Annotated in this window: 17 protein-coding genes; 7 read left to right on the top strand and 10 right to left on the bottom strand. The window is 72.5% G+C overall.

The genetic code is table 11. The features are described from left to right. Window positions 1-110 precede the first annotated feature (110 nt). The 4 genes from TBR22_RS16055 to TBR22_RS16040 are packed head-to-tail and all read right to left on the bottom strand — an operon-like array spanning window position 111 to window position 4,652. A complete protein-coding gene (locus TBR22_RS16055) occupies window positions 111-926 on the bottom strand; it encodes a FeoB small GTPase domain-containing protein (RefSeq protein ID WP_239488861.1) in 816 nt (271 codons plus the stop codon). Continuing rightward, complete coding sequence (locus TBR22_RS16050; RefSeq protein ID WP_239488860.1) at window positions 923-1,966, bottom strand: iron dependent repressor, metal binding and dimerization domain protein; 1,044 nt, start codon at window positions 1,964-1,966, stop codon at window positions 923-925. The genes TBR22_RS16055 and TBR22_RS16050 overlap by 4 nt, the downstream gene beginning before the upstream one ends. Next, the gene (locus tag TBR22_RS16045; RefSeq protein WP_239488859.1) at window positions 1,963-2,529 is read right to left on the bottom strand and encodes a TlpA disulfide reductase family protein; all 567 of its coding nucleotides are present in this window, start codon (window positions 2,527-2,529) and stop codon (window positions 1,963-1,965) included. Before TBR22_RS16045 ends, TBR22_RS16050 begins: the two co-directional genes overlap by 4 nt. After that, entirely contained in the window at window positions 2,526-4,652 is a 2,127-nt protein-coding gene (locus TBR22_RS16040; RefSeq protein WP_239488858.1) for a TonB-dependent siderophore receptor, read from the bottom strand. The genes TBR22_RS16045 and TBR22_RS16040 overlap by 4 nt, the downstream gene beginning before the upstream one ends. A 212-nt stretch (window positions 4,653-4,864) precedes the next feature. On the opposite strand from TBR22_RS16040, the gene TBR22_RS16035 reads away from it, so the two are divergent. From TBR22_RS16035 to TBR22_RS16025, 3 genes are read left to right on the top strand one after another with little or no spacing between them, the layout of a single operon-like run. Next, window positions 4,865-7,579: a protein kinase gene (locus TBR22_RS16035; protein ID WP_239488857.1), complete on the top strand. Its 2,715-nt coding sequence runs from the start codon at window positions 4,865-4,867 to the stop codon at window positions 7,577-7,579. A 59-nt stretch (window positions 7,580-7,638) separates the two neighbouring features. Beyond that, window positions 7,639-7,851 carry a hypothetical protein gene (locus TBR22_RS16030; RefSeq protein ID WP_239488856.1) on the top strand — a complete coding sequence of 71 codons (213 nt, stop codon included), beginning with the start codon at window positions 7,639-7,641 and terminating at the stop codon, window positions 7,849-7,851. Between the two features lies 1 nt (window position 7,852). Beyond that, on the top strand, window positions 7,853-8,986 hold the full coding sequence (locus tag TBR22_RS16025; RefSeq protein ID WP_239488855.1) for a SagB family peptide dehydrogenase: 1,134 nt from the start codon (window positions 7,853-7,855) through the stop codon (window positions 8,984-8,986). Here the strand turns inward: TBR22_RS16025 and TBR22_RS16020 are convergent. Genes TBR22_RS16020 through TBR22_RS15995 form a run of 6 tightly spaced genes read right to left on the bottom strand, consistent with a single transcriptional unit; the run spans window position 8,970 to window position 14,466 of the window. Next, on the bottom strand, window positions 8,970-9,887 hold the full coding sequence (locus tag TBR22_RS16020; RefSeq protein WP_239488854.1) for a hydroxymethylglutaryl-CoA lyase: 918 nt from the start codon (window positions 9,885-9,887) through the stop codon (window positions 8,970-8,972). The genes TBR22_RS16025 and TBR22_RS16020 overlap by 17 nt on opposite strands. Then, window positions 9,887-10,333: a biotin/lipoyl-containing protein gene (locus TBR22_RS16015; RefSeq protein WP_239488853.1), complete on the bottom strand. Its 447-nt coding sequence runs from the start codon at window positions 10,331-10,333 to the stop codon at window positions 9,887-9,889. Before TBR22_RS16015 ends, TBR22_RS16020 begins: the two co-directional genes overlap by 1 nt. Further along, a complete protein-coding gene (locus TBR22_RS16010) occupies window positions 10,326-11,828 on the bottom strand; it encodes an acetyl/propionyl/methylcrotonyl-CoA carboxylase subunit alpha (RefSeq protein WP_239488852.1) in 1,503 nt (500 codons plus the stop codon). The genes TBR22_RS16015 and TBR22_RS16010 overlap by 8 nt, the downstream gene beginning before the upstream one ends. Further along, the gene (locus tag TBR22_RS16005) at window positions 11,821-12,615 is read right to left on the bottom strand and encodes an enoyl-CoA hydratase-related protein (RefSeq protein WP_239488851.1); all 795 of its coding nucleotides are present in this window, start codon (window positions 12,613-12,615) and stop codon (window positions 11,821-11,823) included. Before TBR22_RS16005 ends, TBR22_RS16010 begins: the two co-directional genes overlap by 8 nt. A 59-nt stretch (window positions 12,616-12,674) precedes the next feature. Next, complete coding sequence (locus TBR22_RS16000) at window positions 12,675-14,342, bottom strand: carboxyl transferase domain-containing protein (protein ID WP_370651350.1); 1,668 nt, start codon at window positions 14,340-14,342, stop codon at window positions 12,675-12,677. Then, window positions 14,287-14,466: a hypothetical protein gene (locus TBR22_RS15995; protein WP_239488849.1), complete on the bottom strand. Its 180-nt coding sequence runs from the start codon at window positions 14,464-14,466 to the stop codon at window positions 14,287-14,289. The genes TBR22_RS16000 and TBR22_RS15995 overlap by 56 nt, the downstream gene beginning before the upstream one ends. A gap of 178 nt (window positions 14,467-14,644) precedes the next feature. On the opposite strand from TBR22_RS15995, the gene TBR22_RS15990 reads away from it, so the two are divergent. The 4 genes from TBR22_RS15990 to TBR22_RS15975 all read left to right on the top strand — a co-directional run bounded on the left by TBR22_RS15990 (window position 14,645) and on the right by TBR22_RS15975 (window position 17,736). Beyond that, window positions 14,645-16,066, top strand: coding sequence for a sigma-54 dependent transcriptional regulator (locus TBR22_RS15990; RefSeq protein WP_239488848.1), 1,422 nt, complete (start codon window positions 14,645-14,647; stop codon window positions 16,064-16,066). A 104-nt stretch (window positions 16,067-16,170) separates the two neighbouring features. Continuing rightward, complete coding sequence (locus tag TBR22_RS15985; RefSeq protein WP_239488847.1) at window positions 16,171-16,410, top strand: hypothetical protein; 240 nt, start codon at window positions 16,171-16,173, stop codon at window positions 16,408-16,410. Between the two features lie 15 nt (window positions 16,411-16,425). After that, complete coding sequence (locus TBR22_RS15980) at window positions 16,426-16,752, top strand: YtxH domain-containing protein (protein ID WP_239488846.1); 327 nt, start codon at window positions 16,426-16,428, stop codon at window positions 16,750-16,752. A gap of 48 nt (window positions 16,753-16,800) precedes the next feature. Next, entirely contained in the window at window positions 16,801-17,736 is a 936-nt protein-coding gene (locus TBR22_RS15975) for a YihY/virulence factor BrkB family protein (RefSeq protein ID WP_239488845.1), read from the top strand. Window positions 17,737-17,748 lie beyond the last annotated feature (12 nt).

Below are 17,748 nucleotides of genomic sequence, written 5' to 3'. Positions count from 1 at the left end.
CGTCGTCGCCGTCGCCCTTGGGCGACGGTCCCTGGTCCTTCGCCAACCATCGCTGACCGTCGCAAGCCCGACGGCTACGAACCCCATAAGCCCGTGAGCCGTCGCCGCGCCTACTGCGCGCCCTGCAGCGCGATCTGCTTGCTGAAGCGCACGTCACGTTGCTGCTGCCGCGACACCATGCGCGCCAGTTCGCCGGTGCGCAGCGCCTGCTCGACGCGCGCGTCGCCGTCGAGCAGGCGGATGGCCAGCCATCGGCTGTTGGGCACGCCCGGCGCTGCCGCCTCCACCTGGGTCATCAGCTCGCGGACCGCGTGCTCGAACTCCGGCGTCCCGGTCACCCGCAGCGGCGAAGTCGAGATGGCGCCGCTCGACACGCCGTCCACCGCCGAGAGCAGGGCCGGCATCCCCTCCCCGGTCCGGGCCACGATGGGCACGACCGGCACCCCGAGGTCGCGCGACAGGCTGCGCGTGTCGACGTCGATGCCCTTGCGCCGCGCCTCGTCCATCAGGTTCACGGCCACGACCACGCGGTCGGTGATCTCGAGCACCTGCAGGGCCAGGTTCAGGTTCCGCTCGAGTGCACTGGCGTCGGTCACCACGATGACCGCGTGCGGCTGGCCGAACAGGATGAAGTCGCGCGCGACCTCTTCGTCCTGCGAGGCCGACAGCAGCGAGTACGTCCCCGGCAGGTCGACGATCTTGTAGCGCACGTCGTTCCAGGCGAACCCGCCCTCGGCGCGCGTCACCGTCTTGCCTGGCCAGTTGCCCGTGTGCTGGTGCAGGCCGGTGAGCGCGTTGAAGAGGGTGCTCTTGCCGGTGTTGGGATTGCCCGCCAGCGCGATGACGCGATCGATCGCGCCGACCTGCATGCCCATCGGCGCCAGTTCGGCGGCCACCGGGCAGCTCTCGCAATCGTGTCCGCTCATGCCTGTGCCTCCCGTGCGCCTGCGCTGCTGCTGCCGGCGCGACGCACGATCACCGCCGACGACTGATCGCGCCGCAGCGCGATGGTGGTGCCGCGCACGCGGAACGCCCGCGGGTCGCCGGCAAACGTCTCGAGCACCGGCCGCACGCGTGTCCCCGGCGTGAATCCGAGGTCGAGGAGCCGGCGCCGCGTGAACCCCTGGCAGCTGGGCGAGAGCGACACGATGTCCCCGTCCTGCCCGGGAGGCAGATCCGAGAGCCGCAGCAGGCCCGTGGTCTGTCCGGCGCCCGCTTCCAGCGGCTGCGCGAACACGTTGCCGGCGTGCTCGAGCGGCAACCGCACCGGGCGGTCTTCCACGTGCAGGTGCAGCGCGTCGGCGGTCGCCTCGACGACGTGGAACGCCTGCCCGGGCTGCAGGCCGAGATCGACCAGCGCGCGGAAGGTCGCGGCCGGCTCGTCCTCGAGATGGGCGATGCGGCCGTCCTGGCCGGTCCGCCACGCCGTGATCGGCGTCCCGGGATCGTCTGAACTCTCCCCGGCCCAGGGAATCGGATCCCCGTGAGGATCGCGCTCGGGATGCCCGAGGGAGGCCGACAGGCGATCGGCCTCGGCCTCCGAGAGCCGGTGCTCGAGCCGTTCGGCGACCCGGTGCACGTCGGTGAGCGGCAGGCGCGCCTCGTCGGCGAGGTAGCGCTCGATCAGCCGATGGGCGCGCACCAGGTGGCGGGCGCGCTGCTCGCCGCTCGCCGTGAGGTGATAGCGCCCGCCTTCCGACGCGGTCAGGCCGCCGGCCCGCAGCCCCTCCATCACCCGCAGCAGCGCCCGATCACCGAGGCCGAGGGTGCCCTTGAGCGAGGCAAACGATCCGGATCGCCCGGCCTGCGCTTCGTGGAGCAGGTGCTTGAGGGCGTTGTCGCCGCGCTCCTGCCGTCGACTCGCCGCCGATCGCCGGCCGCGTGCCAGGGCGCCGTACCGGGGCCAGATCACGATTGCCCCGACGACCACCGCCACCACGATCCACCAGATCACCACGCCGGTCATCGCTCCTCCACCAGCCTGCTCACCCGCGCCTCGAGCCCGGCGCCCCGCAGGTAGGACGCCTCGAGGCGGCCGTCGCGGCGGAACAGGAACGTCGCGGGAACGGCGACGACGCCGAAGGTGCGGGCCAGCGGACCGTCGAACGCGCCGGCCTCGCGCACCTGCGGCCAGTCGATGCCCTGCCGCTGCAGCCAGCTCCGCAAGTCACGCACGGAGCCACGATCGAGGCTCACCCCGAGGATCGTCAAGTCGGTCCGGCCGTGGCGCGCCTGCAGGCGCTGCAGGCGGGGCAGGTCGGCCAGGCAGGGCGCGCACCAGGTGGCCCAGAAGTCGATCAGCACGACCCGCCCGCGCAGCTGCGTGGCCGTCCACGGCCGCCCGTCGATGTCCACCACCCGCAGGGTCGCCGGCAGTCCTGCGGTGCCGGCCGGCGCCAGACGGTTCTCGACGATCACCGAACCCGCCGCGTCGGCCGCGCGGGAACGGGCCTCTGCCTCGAGCGCGCCCGGGGTCAGCCAGCCGGCTGTGGCCATCGCGGCCACGATTACCAGGAGCGACGCTCTCATCGGCCGACGCGCAGCGACAGCTGCACCGTGCGCGGGAACCGTGGCCCGTACACGTAGGCCGAGTCGCGCAGCGGCCCCTGATCGAGGTCGCGTTGATACGCGTTGGTGAGGTTGCGCACGGCCAGGGTGAGCGCGAGCATCGAGGTGAGCCGCCGCGACGCCGAGACGTCCACCTGCACGAACGACGGCGTGCGCTCGAGTCGGTCTTCCGGAATGGCCCCCGCGAAATGCGGCGCGAGCATCGGGCCGGTCACCCGCAGCCCGGCGAACAGATCCACCGGCAGCAGTTCCTTCAGCGTGATCGACGCGTTGCCGTACACGTCGGGCGTGCGGAAGAAGCGCGTGCTGCCGAAGTCCGGGTCCGGCTGGCCGAACGTGCTGCGCTGCAGGACGAATCCGCCCTGCAGGACCAGGTGGTCGCCGCGCCCCCACCCGAGGTTGGCCTCGACGCCGCGCACGGTGGCCGTGCCCAGGTTCACCTTGCGGAACTCGTGCACACCGGTATCCGGCAGATCGTCTTCCTGCAGGTGGAACTGATCGCGCAGGCGTGTGTGGAACGCGTTGGCCTCGAGCAGCGCCTGTCCGCCCCAGAGCGTCGGCTTCCATTCGGCCCCGGCCATCCAGTTGGTGGACCGCTCGGGGCGCAGCGCCGGGTCCACGACCACGACGCGCGCCTCGCCGCCCACCGAGGCGATGTGCAGGTCCTCGTCGAACACCTGCGGCGCGCGGATGCCCTGTGCGTACGAGACGCGCAGGTCGAGGAACGGGCGCGGCGAAGCGCGCAGCGCGGCACGCGGCAGGACCTGCGCCCGCGACAGTGCCGAGTGGCGATCGACGCGCACCCCGGTGAGCACCTGCCACCCCGGCCGGAACGTCCACTCGTCCTGCACGAAGGCGCCGACCTGCTGGTACCTGAGATCGAGGGCGCGACCGTAACCGGGCTGCGAGTCCTGCAGCCGCTCCAGCGTCACCTGCGCGCCGCCGCTCACCACGTGTCGCGTCGCATACCGGTTGATGAGCAGGTCGGCGACGCCGAGCCGGCTGCGCGTGTCGCCGTAGGCCAGCGGATCGCGACCGACGCCGTAGTAGCTGTCGCGCCGGGTGTCGGCGGCCGACACCGTGAGGCGATAGTCGCTGCGCGGCGTCGGGGCATGCAGCCAGGTGAGCGTCGCGGCCTCGCGTCGCGTGTCGATGGCCTCGGCGACGTCGGCCTCGTGCGGCGGCAGGTCGAGGGCATTTCCCCCGCGCCGATCCTCGTGCATCGCGCTCGCGTCCAGGGTGATCCGCGCGCGGTTGTCGAGCAGCACGCGGTGGCCGCGCACGCCGCCGGCCTCGAGCGCCCGCCGGGACACCTCGGTGTAGCCGTCGCCCGTCAGGTCGATCGCCGAGACACGGTCGGCCTGGCCGTATGCGGTCACCAGCCCACGCTTGTCGGCGCTCACCCAGTCCAGCGCCGCCGAGGTGCTCGTCAGCGGAGTTCCACCCGCCGTCCCCACCGTCGTGTCGACCTGATAGCCACGCGTCGCGGGCTCCCGCGTCACCACGTTGATCACGCCGCCGACCGATCCGGGCCCCAGCAATGCCGCGCCGCCGCCCTTGGTGACCTCGATGCGGTCGATGAGGCGCGCCGGAATCTGCTCGAGCCCGTAGACCTGCGCCAGCGAGGACAGCGTCGGCTGCCCGTCCATCAGGATCTGCGTGTACGGCCCCTCGAGCCCGAGCAGGCGCACCTGCGAGAAGTTGCAGTTCTGGCAGTTGTTCTCGACCCGCACGCCCGTCGTGTACTCCACCGCGTCGGCCAGCGTCCGCGCCCCGACCTGCTCGACGAAATCGCGCGAGACGACCTCGGTCCGGACCGGCGCGTCGCGCAACCGCGCGTCACGCCGCTCGGCGGCGACTTCGACGTCGGCGCTGAAGTTCGGCGACAGGACCACCGAGACCGGGCCCGTGGTGGCCGCGACGTCGGCCGAGCCGAGGCCAGGCACCTCGACCCGCACGCGCTGCGACGGCGCCACACAGGCACGGCCGTCGGCGTCACTCACCGTCAGCACCGTCCCCTCGACGGAAACCACCGCGGCGCCGGGGACCATCGCACCGGCCGCGTCCCGGACCTCGAGGGACATCGGACACGAGGGGGCGGGCTGAACCGACGACAACACGAGCAGGGCGAGGTGGGGAAGACCCATCGTTTTTGACTAATCAAAAAATGAACCCTCGATGCGTCAAAGTCAAGCGCCGTGTCAAAGTCGAGCTTGGCGGCGGGTTCGATCCGCACCGCTGTAACGTTTCTGACATCGGAGCGGTTGGGTGTTGCTGGCCGCAATCGAGAATCGCCATGGGCGCCCATCGCACTCGTCTGCTCGAACTTGCCGCCTCGGTGGCCGACGGCACCGCGGAGATCGACTGGCAGCGCCTCGAGGCGACCGTCGACGACGAGGAGGACCGCCAGCTGCTGAACGACCTGCGCGTGCTGGCCGGCGTCGCGCAGCTGCACCGCTCGGATCCCCCGGCATCGGTTGCGGGCACCCGCACCACGCGGGCGCGGGTCGTCGGCCGCATCGGCCCTGCCCTGACCGACACCGACGCGCCGACGGTCGAGGAACGGGTGTTGCCGCCGCCCGCCACCGGGCCGGTCGATCACTGGGGGCACCTCGAGCTCATCGAGCAGATCGGGCAGGGCTCGTTCGGCAACGTCTATCGGGCCCGCGACACCCGGCTCGATCGCGACGTCGCCCTGAAGCTGCTGCGCAAGGGCCGCCAGACCGCCGAACTGGCCGAGAAGATCCTCCACGAGGGCCGCATCCTGGCCCGGGTCCGCCATCGCAACGTGGTCACGGTGTTCGGCGTCGAGGAGCAGGACGGGCGCATCGGTCTCTGGATGGAGTACATCCGCGGACGCACGCTCGAGCAGTTGTTGCGATCCACCGGGTCGTTCGGCGCCCGGGAAGCCGCGCTCATCGGGCAGGAACTGTGTCGGGCGCTCGCCGCCGTGCACAAGGCCGGGCTCGTACACCGCGACATCAAGGCGCAGAACGTCATGCGCGAGGAGGGCGGCCGCCTGGTGCTGATGGACTTCGGCGCGGGACAGTACGTCCACGCGGCCGGGCCCACCCAGAGCGGGCGGCTCACCGGCACGCCGCTGTACCTGGCCCCCGAGCTGCTGCGCGGCGCGGAGGCCACCGTCAAGTCCGACATCTACGGCCTCGGCGTGCTGCTGTTCCACCTGGTCACCGGGCAGTACCCGGTCAGCGCCTCCTCGCTCGACGACCTCCGTCAGGCGCACCGCGAGGGCCGGCGCTTCCGTCTGCACGACGCGCGGCCCGACCTTGCCGACGACTTCGCGCGCGTCGTCGAGCGCGCCTGTCACCCCGATCCGGCCCGCCGCTACGCCAGCGCCGGCGCGTTGCAGGAGGCGCTGGCACGGTCGCTGGGCCTCGACAGCACGATCACCGTCGACCGTGAGGCCGTGGCCGCGGCGATGGCGGCCCTGCCGGCGGCGGAACCGGCCGCACCCATGTCCGGCATGGTCGCCCGGCCGTGGACGTTCCGCTGGTGGCACATCGCGGCGGCCGGCTTCCTGATCGGCGCCATCCTCGTGGCGCTGGTCGCCTGGCTGTTGCCACGCGAACCGGCGCCGGCCCTGCAACGGGCGACCGCGAGCACGCCCGTGGTGGCGGTGCGCCCCATGACGGTGTCGGCGTCGAGTTTCGATCCACAGACGTTTGCCGTGGCCACCAGCCTGGCCAGCCGCCTCCGGTCCTCGCCCGAAGTGCGGGTCACGAGTGCGGAAGCGGTGGCGGCGCTCAACGATGCCGCGACGCCGAGCACCGCCATCCTCGGGACGCTGCAGGCCGACGCGCTCGTCGAGCTGCTGCCGGTCCGCCAGTTGCCCGACGGGTACCACGCCAACGTGCGCCTGCTGATGGCCGGGGCCCTGCCGGTGAACCTGCCCGCCGTCGGTCCATCGGCGACCCTGGACAGCCTGGGCGACGCGCTGGCCAGCGCGCTGGCGCCGCACCTCCGGCTCGATCCGGAAGCGCTGCACGGCGGAGCGACCCCGTCGACGGTGCGCGGCAATGCCGAGGCGCTCGAGCACTACGCCCGGGGACTGCGCCAGAGCGCCACCGAGAGCGCCGAGGGCACCGCGCAGGCGTGCCAGTCGTTCAAGGCGGCAACCGATGCCGACCCGGAGTTTGCAGCGGGCTATGCGCGCTGGGCGCAGTGCCTGCTCACGCAGTACCGCTTCAACGCGATTCCTGCCGCGAGCGCCTTCGAGTACGCGCGGATGGCGGCATCGACGGCCCTGGCGCGCGACGCGTCGAATGCCGACGCGCATGCGGCGCTCGCCGATCTCTACGCCGAGGACCGGCGCGATTGGGCGCGAGCCGAGAACGAGTTCCACCAGGCCCTGGCGCGCGACGGCAGCAACGTCTACGCGCGCGCCCGCTTCGCGATGCTGCTCGCCGGCCGCGGCCGCACCGCCGAGTCGGTCGAGCAACTGATGGAGGCGCGACGCCTCGCGCCGCTGTCGACCACCCTGAAGGGTTACCTCGCGATGAGCCTGCACTATGCGGGCCGGGACGAGGAGGCGCTCGACACGTTCAGGCAACTGCGCGCCGTGGACGCCTCGCTCGAGTCGGCGCTGGTCGGGCAGTGCCGCATCTTCGTGGTCGTCGGCAAGTTCGAGGAAGCGCTGACCACGTGCCGGCAACTGCTGGCGCGGCGCAACGGCCGCGATGCCTTCGCACAGGCGCAGATCGGCGCGGCACTGGGACGCATGGGCAAGCACGCGGACGCGGCGGCGCAGCTGGCGCAGTTGCGGACGCAGTACGATGAAGCCGCCCCGGCCAACCGTCCCGATCTCGCGTTCTTCCTGGCCACCGCCTATGCCGGCCTGGAGCAGCCGGAGCAGGTGTTCTTCTGGCTGGAACTGGCCGCGCGCGGCAAGAGTTCGCGCCTGGCCTACCTGCGCGTCGACCCGCGGTTCGCCCTCGTGCGTGCCGACCCGCGCTGGTCGCGCATCGTCGAGATCTACGAATCGACCGTGTGACCCCGCCATGACCCCGCGCAGGCACGACGCCTGCGCCGGCCACCGCAAGGAGATCGTGCATGACCAAGAAGCCGAAGGTGTCGCTGCGTCCCGTCGTCGAAGCCATCGAGGCGCTGCTGAAGGAACTCGAGACGCTCGACGAGCCGACCGACTCCAAGGACAAGCAGCGCACCAAGGCCCTCAAGGCCACCCTCGAAGGGTCCGCGCTGCTGCTGCGCTCCGAGTGCTGGAGCCGCGATGCCGACGAGTCGGTCTACGAGTTCCCGGCCTGAGGTGAACGGGCAGCCCCCGGCGCCGGCGGGCCGTGTCCGCCGTGCGCCGCACGTGTGGTGCGGCTGGGAGGCTGGCGGCCGCGTCGTCCGATCGGCGCGACGCGCCGAGGGCGTCCCGGCGTCGCCGCTGGTCCTGTCGGTGCTCGATCGCCTCGACGACTGGACGACAATCGACGACCTTGCCGCGGCGCTCGACCTGCCGCCCACGGCCACGCGTGGAGTCGTCGACGGCATGCTCGCCCACGACCTGCTCGACGAGTGGGTGGCACGTGACGTCGACGGGGGGTGTGCGCCGCTGCCGACGCCGTGGGAGGCGTGGGCGCCGGCGGCGCGTCTCTTCCACCTGGCGACGCGAGACGTGGCCTTCGGCCGTCCCTCCGCCGACCCTCCGTCCTCGGCAGCGGATCGGCCCTCGCCGGTCCTGCCGCCGCAGGGCCCGTTCGATGTCCCCTTGCCGGCGCCTCGCGTGCCGGGCGCGCTGGCGCCCGCGCTGGCGACGCGGCGCACGCATCGCCGCTTCGCATCAGGCGCCATCGGGCTCGGCGATCTCGCCACCCTGCTCGGTGCGACGTTCGGCGTGCAGGCGTGGGCGGCCGCCGCCGAGGGGCCGCTGGCGCTCAAGACCTCGCCGTCCGGTGGCGCGCGGCACAGCCTCGAGGCGTGGGTGTGGGCGCGCGCCGTCGATGACCTGCCGGCGGGGTTGTACCACTACCGCCCGGACGCGCACGCGCTGACGCGGCTCGACGGCCGGCAAGCGCCGGCGCGCGTGACGATGTGGCTTCCCGCGCAGGAGGGCTACGAAGGCGCGGCGGTGGTGGTGGTGCTCGCCAGCGAACTGGCACGGGTGGCCTGGCGCTACCGCTCTGCGCGGGCCTACCGCGTCGTGCTGATCGAGGCCGGCCACCTGGCGCAGACCTTCTGCCTGGTCGCGACGGCTCTCGGCCTCGGGCCCTTCTGCACGGGAGCGCTCGCCGACACGGCGATCGAGACGGCCCTGGGACTCGATGCGGATCGTCGTCCGGTCGTCTACGCGATGGGGGCCGGCATCCCGGCGGCAGGTGCGTGGCGACCGCACGAGGATCGGCAGGCGCCCGTGCTCACGCCGACGCCGCATCGCGTCACGCCCGACGCCTGACGGCGCGCGCGGCGCGGTAACAGCGCGACGGCAGCGGATGGCCGACCGCCGCCTCGATGCCGGCCGAGGCACCGACCAGGGCGTCGAGATCGATCTCGCGCGCCAGTCCGAGCCCGTGCAGCATGTAGACCAGATCCTCGGTGGCGAGGTTGCCGGTCGCACCCGGCGCGAACGGGCAGCCGCCCAGTCCCCCGGCGCAGGCGTCGAAGGTGGTGACGCCGGCCTCGAGAGCGACGAGCACGTTGGCCAGCGCCATGCCGCGCGTGTCGTGGAAATGGAGGGCGAGTCGTCCGGGCGTGACCACGGGCATGAGCGTCGCGAGGACGTCGCGAACCTGTCCGGGGTGGGCCACGCCGATCGTGTCGCTCACCGCGAGTTCGTGGACACCCGCCGCGAGCAGCGCTTCGCAGACGCGAGCCACGGCGGCGATCGGCACGTCGCCCTCGTACGGGCAGCCGAACGCGGTCGACACGTAGCCGCGCACGGCGATGCCCTGGCGCGTCGCCTCGGTGCACACCTCGCGCGCCGCCACGAGCGCCTCGCCCACGGACTGGTTGAGGTTCTGGCGGCTGAACGTCTCGGACGCGGCCGGGAAGACCGCGACCTCGCGCAGGCCGGCCGCCGCGGCGCGCTCGAGGCCCTTCAGGTTCGGCACCAGCGCCGAGAGCCGCACGCCCGCCGCCTGAAGCGACGTGTCGCCGACGAGCCCGGCGCAGAGTTGGTCACTGCCTGCCATCTGGGGCACGCGATCGGGGCGCACGAACGCGCCCGCCTCGATGCGCCGCAGCCCGGCGCCGGCCAGGGCCCGCACGAACGCGGTGCGCCCGGCCAGGTCGACGGCAATCGCCTCGTTCTGCAGGCCGTCACGCGGGCCGAGCTCGACGATCGACACGGCAGCCATCACGCCTCTCCCTGGACGGAGGTGGTCGGCGGTCGATCGTCGGGCGTCCCGGGCACGATGTCGACCAGCACGCGTCCGGGCGTCACGCGGTCACCCACGCCGCAATGGATCGCGCCGACACGGCCGCCGGCGGGCGCTCGCAGCGGCAGTTCCATCTTCATCGCCTCGAGCAGGATCAACGTGGCGCCGGCCGCCACGTGGTCGCCCGCGCTCACCAGGACGGCCACCACCTGCGCCGGCATCGGCGCCTCGAGGAGCGCGTGCCCATGACTGGCCGTCGCGCGTCGGGCGCGCTCTGCCGGTGCGACCACCAGGACCTCGCCCTCGACCTGGATCCACACCGCGCCGTCGGCATCGCTGGCCGCGTGCACCACGTGCCGCGCGCCGTCGTCGGCTCGCGCCTCCCAGGTGCCGTCGGTTCGTCGCACGACGGTCCACTCAGGCACGCCAGCCTCCGAGCGTGTCCCATGGACTCGTCGAGGTCTCCGACGCCACGACGCCCGCTGCGCCGCTGCCGGTTCGCCTGCAGGTGGTTGCCACGGCGTCGGCCAGCGTCGCGAGCGCCTCCGACGCGGGCGGCGTCAGATTGCCGGCGTGCGCGGCGAGCCACCCGGTGTGCACGGCGCCGCGCTCCACGTCGGGCTGCGCGAGGACGCGCCCGAGCCACGGCAGGTTGGTGCGCAGCCCCAGCACGACGCTCGTGCGCACGGCCTCCCGCATGCGGGCCAGCGCGACGGCGCGCGTCGGGCCGTGGGTGACGATCTTGGCCAGCAGCGGATCGAAGTCGGGCGTCACGAGGTCGCCTTCGCGGAGTCCGCTGTCGACGCGGATGCCCGGCCCCTGGGGCTCGCGATAGCACAGCACGCGTCCGGACTGTGGCAGGAATCCCGCATCCGGATCCTCGGCGTAGACACGACACTCGAATGCATGGCCGCGCGGAGTGACGTCGGCTGTCTCGGACGGCAGGGGCCGCCCCTCGGCCACGTCGAGCTGCAGGTGCACGAGGTCCAGGCCCGTGACGGCCTCGGTGATGGCGTGCTCCACCTGCAGGCGCGTGTTCATCTCGAGGAAGTAGAACGCCGCGGCGTCGCCCTCGCCGTGCAGCAGGAACTCGACGGTGCCGGCATTGCGATAGCCGGCGGCGCGGGCCGCCGCCACGGCCGCCGTCCCGAGTCGCGCCCGCAGACCGGGAGACACGACGGGCGACGGCGCTTCCTCGACTACCTTCTGGTGCCGACGCTGCAGCGAGCACTCGCGCTCGCCCAGATGGCGCACGGTGCCCGCCTCGTCGCCGATCACCTGCACCTCCACGTGCCTCGGGTCGGCGAGGGCGCGCTCCACGTACAGGGTGCCGTCGCCGAAGGCCGACTCGGCTTCGCGCCGGGCCGCGCCGAGCGCCTGCTCGAGGTCCTCCATTCGCTCGACGAGGCGCATGCCCTTGCCACCGCCGCCAGCCGAGGCCTTCACGAGCAGCGGCACGCCGACCGCGTGCGCGGCGGCCCGCAGCCCATCGAGCGACTGGTCCTGCGGTCGCGCCCCGGGCACGCACGGCACGCCGGCGGCCTCCATCAGGCGCCGCGCCTCGAGTTTCGAGCCCATGCGCGCGATCACGTCGGCAGGCGGGCCGATGAAGGTCAACCCGGCGTCCGCGCAGGCGGCGGCCAGCTCCGGCCGTTCGCTGAGGAAGCCGTAGCCCGGATGCACGGCGTCGGCGCCGGTCGCCCGGGCCGCGTCAATCACGCGCCCGACCGACAGGTACGCCGCCACCGGGCGATCGTCGCCGGGGGCGTCGAGACACACCGCCTCGTCGGCGATCAGCACGTGGGGCCGCGTCGCGTCGGGGCCCGCGTACACGGCCACCACGCCGAGGCGCCGCTCGCGGCAGGCGCGCGCGATGCGCACGGCGATCTCGCCGCGATTGGCGATCAGGACCTTACGCATCGCCCTCCGGGCGCTCCTGCCACGACGGCTGACGCCGCTCGAGGAACGCGCGCAGGCCCTCCTGGCCCTCGTCGCTCACGCGCTGGCGGGCGATGGCCTCGGCCGTCCGCTGGCGCGTCGCGGCGTCCGGCAGTGGCGCGAGCTGCGCGAGCAGGGCCTTGGTGGCGCGGTGAGCCGAGGGGGCGCCGAGCGCGAGTTCGTCGAGGCGCGCGCGCACGAGGTCGTCCAGGGTGGCGGCAGGGCAGATCTCGTCGATCAGGCCCGTCGCGTGGGCCTCCGCGGCCCCCAGGCGGTGGGCGCGCAGGAACAGTCGTCGCGCGGCGGCCAGCCCGACGCGCCGGATCACGTACGGCGCGATGGTGGCGGGAAGGATGCCGACGCGGGCCTCGGTGAAGCCCACCACCGTGTCGTCGGCGGCCAGGACGAGGTCGCTCGCCGCCAGCAGCCCGGCGCCGCCGCCGAGGGCCGGGCCGTGGACGCGGGCGATCACCGGCATCGGGAGTGACGCCACGGCGTGGAACATCTCGGCGACGACCATCGCATCGTCGAGGTTGCGCACCTCGTCGTGCTCACGCATGCGCTGCATCCAGGCCAGATCCGCGCCGGCACAGAAGGCGGGGCCGCGCCCGGCGATCACCACGGCACGCACTGACGCCTCGCTGGACAACGCCCGCGCGGCATCCCGCAGGGCTGCAATCAGCCGGTCGTCCAGGGCGTTGCGCACCTCGGGCCGATCCAGCGTCAGCCAGACCTCGTCTCCTCGGCGTTCGACCTGCAATCCGTCCATGGCGCCCCCGATCCCCGACCCGCGATCCCCCGATCCGCGATCCCCGATCCGCGATCCCCCTACATCCTGAACACCCCGACGCGGCGCGGCGGCAGCGGTGCATGGTGGCTCAGCGCGACGCCGAGGCCGAGCGCGTCGCGGGTCTCCAGCGGGTCGAGAATCCCGTCGTCCCACAGTCGGGCGGTCGAGTAGTACGGCGACCCCTCGTGCTCGTACTTCTCCCGAATCGGGTCGCGGATGGCGGCTTCCTCCTCGGGGGACAACTCGCGGCCCTGCCGCGCCAACTGGTCACGCTTGATCGTCACGAGCACGCCTGCGGCCTGCTCGCCACCCATCACGGAGATGCGGGCATTGGGCCACATCCACAGCAGGCGAGGGTCGAAGGCCCGTCCGCACATGCCGTAGTTGCCGGCGCCGAACGAACCGCCGATGACCACCGTGAACTTCGGGACACGGGTGGTCGCCACCGCGTGCACCAGCTTGGCGCCGTCCTTGGCGATGCCGGCACGTTCGTACTGCTGGCCGACGATGAAGCCCGTGATGTTCTGCAGGAAGACCAGCGGGATGCCGCGTTGGTCGCAGAGCTCGATGAAGTGCGTGGCCTTGAGCGCCGACTCCGAGAACAGCACGCCGTTGTTGGCGACGATGCCGACCAGGTACCCGTGCAGATACGCAAAGCCGGTCACCACCGTCGGCGCGTAGCGGGCCTTGAACTCGTCGAAGCGCGATCCGTCCACCAGCCGCGCGATCACCTCGCGCACGTCGTAGGCGGTGCGCAGGTCCGGGGGGATGACGCCGTACAACTCGGCGGGATCGCAGGCAGGCGGCTCGGGCGCCACGCGCGCCACCGGCGGGCGCGGCGCGGTCGGCACCGTGGACACGATCGTGCGCGCCAGATGCAGCGCTTCGGCGTCGTCCTCGGCGAAGTAGTCGGCCACGCCGGACAGCCGGGTGTGGACGTCGGCCCCGCCGAGCGCCTCGGCCGTCACGTCCTCGCCGGTGGCCGCCTTCACGAGCGGCGGCCCGCCGAGGAAGATCGTCCCCGTCCCGTTGACGATGATGGTCTGGTCGGACATGGCGGGGACGTAGGCGCCGCCAGCGGTGCACGAGCCCATCACGACCGCGATCTGCGCCAGGCCTGCCGCCGACATCCGGGCCTGGTTGGAGAAGATGCGGCCGAAGTGATCGCGATCGGGGAACACCTCGGCCTGCAGCGGCAGGAACGCGCCGCCCGAGTCCACCAGGTAGAGGCACGGCAAGTGGTTCTGCAGGGCGATGTCCTGCGCCCGCAGGTGCTTCTTGACGGTGATGGGGAAGTAGGTGCCGCCCTTCACCGTTGCGTCGTTGGCGACGATGAGGACCTCTCGGCCGGCAACGCGACCGACCCCCGTGACCAGCCCGGCGCCGGGCGCGTCGCCGCCGTAGAGGCCGTCGGCAGCCAGCGGCGAGAACTCGAGGAAGGGCGTGCCCGGATCGAGCAGGAGATCCAGCCGCTCGCGGACGGTCAGCTTGCCCTGGGCGCGTTGCCGCGCCTGGGCGTCCGGGCCGCCGCCCTCGCGCGCGGCGTCGCGTCTGGCCCGGAGTTGCTCCACGAGCCCGCGCAGGTGCGCGGCATTGCGCGTGAACGACTCGCTGCGCGGATCGACGGCCGACGTGAGGCGGTCCACGCGATCACCAGCCGCAGCAGTCGGTCTTGTACCCGCAGGCAGGGCAGCGCCACACCGCATGCATCCGGAACATCTCGGCACCGCAGCGATCGCACAGCGTCGGCGGGTCGCCGCTCGGCTGTGCCGGTCCGGGCGTCGTCTCGCGCGGCTGTGGCGACGGCCGCGGCACGGCATCCTGTGGCATGGCCGGATTATAGGCCCCGCCCGCCACTCTCGGGCCCCGCTGCCCCGGGACTTCTTCCGATAGGCTCATCCGTCCATGTTTGCTACGCTGGAAGCCGCAATGCATGGGAACCCGACAGTGAGCGTTTGGAGACATGACAGTTCGGTCCACGGCGACTGTCTGCAAGGGCGACATTCCGATGCCTGACGCGCCGCTGCGCCTCCTGGCGGTGGGTGCGCCCGACTCCGGGATCCGGATCGGCCTGGATCGCTTCCAGGAACGCCACGTCGTCGAACTGCGGATGGCCGACGCCGACGGTGTCGAGGCGGCTGCGGAGGCCTGGGCCCCCGACGTCCTGCTGGTGATCGGCAGTGGGCGGGCGGCTGATGGGCCCGAGGCGCTCCGGACCTGGCGCCAGCGTTTGCCCGAGACCGACGCGGTTGTCGTGCGGCCCCTCGAGGATGCGGTGCGCGCGGCGGAGTGGTTGCGGGTCGGCGCGTTCGCCGTGGTGAACCGTCCCGTGGAGGCCGACGAACTGGCCGAGGAACTCGATCGGGCGGCCGAGCGCGTGCGGTTGCGGGCGGAGAACCGTCAGCTGCGTCGCCAGCTCGAGGCGCCCCAGCGGTTCCCGGCGATCATCGGCCAGAGCAAGAAGATGCTCGAACTGCTCGAGCTGGTGGCGGCGGTGGCGGGCAGCGATGCCAACATCCTCGTGCTCGGCGAGAACGGCACCGGCAAGGAACTCATCGCCAACGCCGTGCACGCCCAGAGTGCGCGCGCGCCGGGACCGTTCATCAAGATCAACTGCGCGGCGCTCCCGAAGGAGTTGATCGAAGCCGAGTTGTTCGGCTATCGGCGTGGCGCGTTCACCGGCGCGTTCACCGACAAGGCCGGGCTGCTGGCGATGGCCGAGGGTGGCTCGTTGCTGCTGGACGAGATCGGCGAGATGCCGTCGTACCTGCAGGCCAAGCTGCTGCGCGTGCTGCAGGAACGGGAGTTCCGCCCGATCGGCAGCGATCGCAGCGTCCGCGTCGACTTCCGGCTGATCTGCGCCACCAACGTCGACGTCGAGGCGGCGTTGCGCGAAGGTCGCCTGCGCGAGGATCTCTACTTCCGCATCAACACGATCACCGCGCGGGTGCCCGCATTGCGGGAGCGGCTCGAGGACCTGCCGCCGCTGTGCCAGCACTTCCTGGCGCTGTACAACGCGCGGCACGGCCGCCAGCTGCGTGGCGTGAGCCCGACCGCCTACCACCGGCTGATGCAGCACCGCTGGCCGGGCAACGTGCGCGAACTCGAGAACGTGATCGAACGCGGCGTGCTCGTGGCGCGCGGGCAGGAGCTGCAGCCCGACGACCTGCCCGAGACCGTCACCGCCGCCGCCGCGCCGGCCGGCGCCTCGCCCGACCTGCTGCCGGCCACCGCCACGCTCGCCGAGATCGAGCGGATGGCCATCCTGCAGGCGCTGCAGCGCACCAACTGGAACAAGCAGGACGCGGCGCAGCAGCTCGGGTTGTATCGCCCCACGCTGTACAGCAAGATGAAGAAGCACGGCATCACGTCGCCGCCGCGCCCGCGGCGCCGGGTGGGCACCGAGGCGCCGACCGAGTCACCGGCCTGACCACCGATCGGCGCTGGCACGCGTGCCCTCCCCGTGATGAAATGACGTGGACGCGTGCCGGACGCGGGGCGACCCGCGGGCGGCGACGCCGGAGGAGCGAGCGCGTGACCGATCGGACGAAGATCATGCTGGCCGCCGTCGCCGGTGCCGTGGGTGGCGCGGTGGCGGGCTACCTGCTGCTGACCCGCGACGGACGGGAGTTGCGCGACCAGCTCGGCCCCGGCCTCGAGGACATCATCGGGCGGTTGCAGGACCTGCAGGCCTCGGTGCAGCACGCCCGGGGCGTGGCCGACCAGAGCTGGTCGGCGCTGCGCGACATCACGCGGGAGTCCGGGCGCGCCTAGCCCGAGGAGAGACTCATGAGCCACGACGATACCAGCCGCAACGGCGGCGCGACCTTCCTCATCGGCTTCATCGCGGGCTCGATGCTCGGCGCCGGCCTGGCGCTGCTGTTCGCGCCGCGGGCGGGCGACGAGACCCGTCGCGAGGTGGCCGAGCGGGCCCAGCGCGTCAAGGAGAAGGCGCGCGAGGGCCTGGGCTCGGCCTCCGATCGCGTCGCGCAGTTCGCCGAGCGCGGCAAGGCCATGTACCAGACCGCCGCCGAGAAGGCGCGCGAGGCGGCCCAGGCCGTCCGCGAGGGCCGTGATCCCGAGGTGGTCGCCGACCCCGATCAGCCCTTCAGTTGATCCGGTAGCCTCGCCGCGGGTGGGACAGTCCCCACCCGCCCCAGCCCAGTGAGCCGACCTCACGCCCTCGCCGCCGTGCCCGAACCGGGCGATCCGCGTCCGTCGGGCGCGCGGCAGGCGTGGCGCCCGCTCCTGTCGGTGCCCCGCGCCGTCGCGGTCGCCTCCTGGCGGGCCCTGGTCCGCTTCTTCAACAGCGACAACCTGACCTACGCGTCGTCGATCTCCTACTACGCGTTGCTGTCGCTGTTTCCGCTCTTCCTGCTGCTGTTCTCCATCCTCGGCAGCGCCACCACCGACGAGGACGCACGCCTGCGCGTCCTCGGCTTCGTGCTGCGCTACTTCCCGCGCCAGTTCGACTTCCTGTCCACCCAGATCGACGCTTTCCGGCAGCAGCGCTTCCAGCTCGGGTTCTTCGCCAGCCTGCTGATGATCTGGTCATCGCTCGGCGTCTTCGGCGCCATCACGACTGCCGTCAACTACGCCTGGAAGGTCGAGCGGCAGCCGAACTTCTTCAAGCACAAGCTCGTGGCGTTCCTGATGCTCGCCACCGCGAGCGTGCTGCTGGTGACCGCCCTGACGATCATCAGCGCCGGCTCGGTGGTCGAGTCGAACTGGTTCGCCGCGCGGGTCGGCGAGACGCCGGCCGCCGAGTGGGCGCGCGGCGTCTGGGCGCGCTGGGCCAGCACGCTGCTGTTCATCGGCGTGACCGGGCTGATCTTCTACTTCGTGCCCAACACCAACAAGGTGCGGTTCCGCGACGTGTGGCCGGGGGCGATCATCGCCGGCCTGCTGTGGCGTGTCGCCCTCGCCGGGTTCAGCTGGTACGTGCGCGACCTCTCGCGCTTCAGCGTCCACGGCACGATTGCCGGCGTCGTCGTCTTCCTGCTGTGGGTGTACGTGTCGTCGGCCGTGTTGTTGTACGGGGTCGAGTTGACGGTCGCGTACGCGCAGATCAGGCGCCTGGCCCGGCAGCCTGACGTCTGACGTCGCACGCCA

The organism is Luteitalea sp. TBR-22 (genome assembly GCF_016865485.1).
Taxonomy (GTDB): Bacteria; Acidobacteriota; Vicinamibacteria; order Vicinamibacterales; family Vicinamibacteraceae; genus Luteitalea.
The sequence above is the reverse complement of the archived record's forward strand: the minus strand, read 5'-3'. Positions and strand labels throughout refer to the sequence as shown.

Excerpts from the sequence above, each read along its gene's own strand:
- TBR22_RS16055 (WP_239488861.1), bottom strand. The coding sequence starts at position 926 with ATGAGCGGACACGATTGCGAGAGCTGCCCGGTGGCCGCCGAACTGGCG.
- TBR22_RS16050 (WP_239488860.1), bottom strand. The coding sequence starts at position 1,966 with ATGACCGGCGTGGTGATCTGGTGGATCGTGGTGGCGGTGGTCGTCGGG.
- TBR22_RS16045 (WP_239488859.1), bottom strand. The coding sequence starts at position 2,529 with ATGAGAGCGTCGCTCCTGGTAATCGTGGCCGCGATGGCCACAGCCGGC.
- TBR22_RS16040 (WP_239488858.1), bottom strand. The coding sequence starts at position 4,652 with ATGTCCCTCGAGGTCCGGGACGCGGCCGGTGCGATGGTCCCCGGCGCC.
- TBR22_RS16035 (WP_239488857.1), top strand. The coding sequence starts at position 4,865 with ATGGGCGCCCATCGCACTCGTCTGCTCGAACTTGCCGCCTCGGTGGCC.
- TBR22_RS16030 (WP_239488856.1), top strand. The coding sequence starts at position 7,639 with ATGACCAAGAAGCCGAAGGTGTCGCTGCGTCCCGTCGTCGAAGCCATC.
- TBR22_RS16020 (WP_239488854.1), bottom strand. The coding sequence starts at position 9,887 with ATGGCTGCCGTGTCGATCGTCGAGCTCGGCCCGCGTGACGGCCTGCAG.
- TBR22_RS16010 (WP_239488852.1), bottom strand. The coding sequence starts at position 11,828 with ATGCGTAAGGTCCTGATCGCCAATCGCGGCGAGATCGCCGTGCGCATC.
- TBR22_RS16005 (WP_239488851.1), bottom strand. The coding sequence starts at position 12,615 with ATGGACGGATTGCAGGTCGAACGCCGAGGAGACGAGGTCTGGCTGACG.
- TBR22_RS16000 (WP_370651350.1), bottom strand. The coding sequence starts at position 14,342 with ATGCGGTGTGGCGCTGCCCTGCCTGCGGGTACAAGACCGACTGCTGCG.
- TBR22_RS15995 (WP_239488849.1), bottom strand. The coding sequence starts at position 14,466 with ATGCCACAGGATGCCGTGCCGCGGCCGTCGCCACAGCCGCGCGAGACG.
- TBR22_RS15990 (WP_239488848.1), top strand. The coding sequence starts at position 14,645 with ATGCCTGACGCGCCGCTGCGCCTCCTGGCGGTGGGTGCGCCCGACTCC.
- TBR22_RS15980 (WP_239488846.1), top strand. The coding sequence starts at position 16,426 with ATGAGCCACGACGATACCAGCCGCAACGGCGGCGCGACCTTCCTCATC.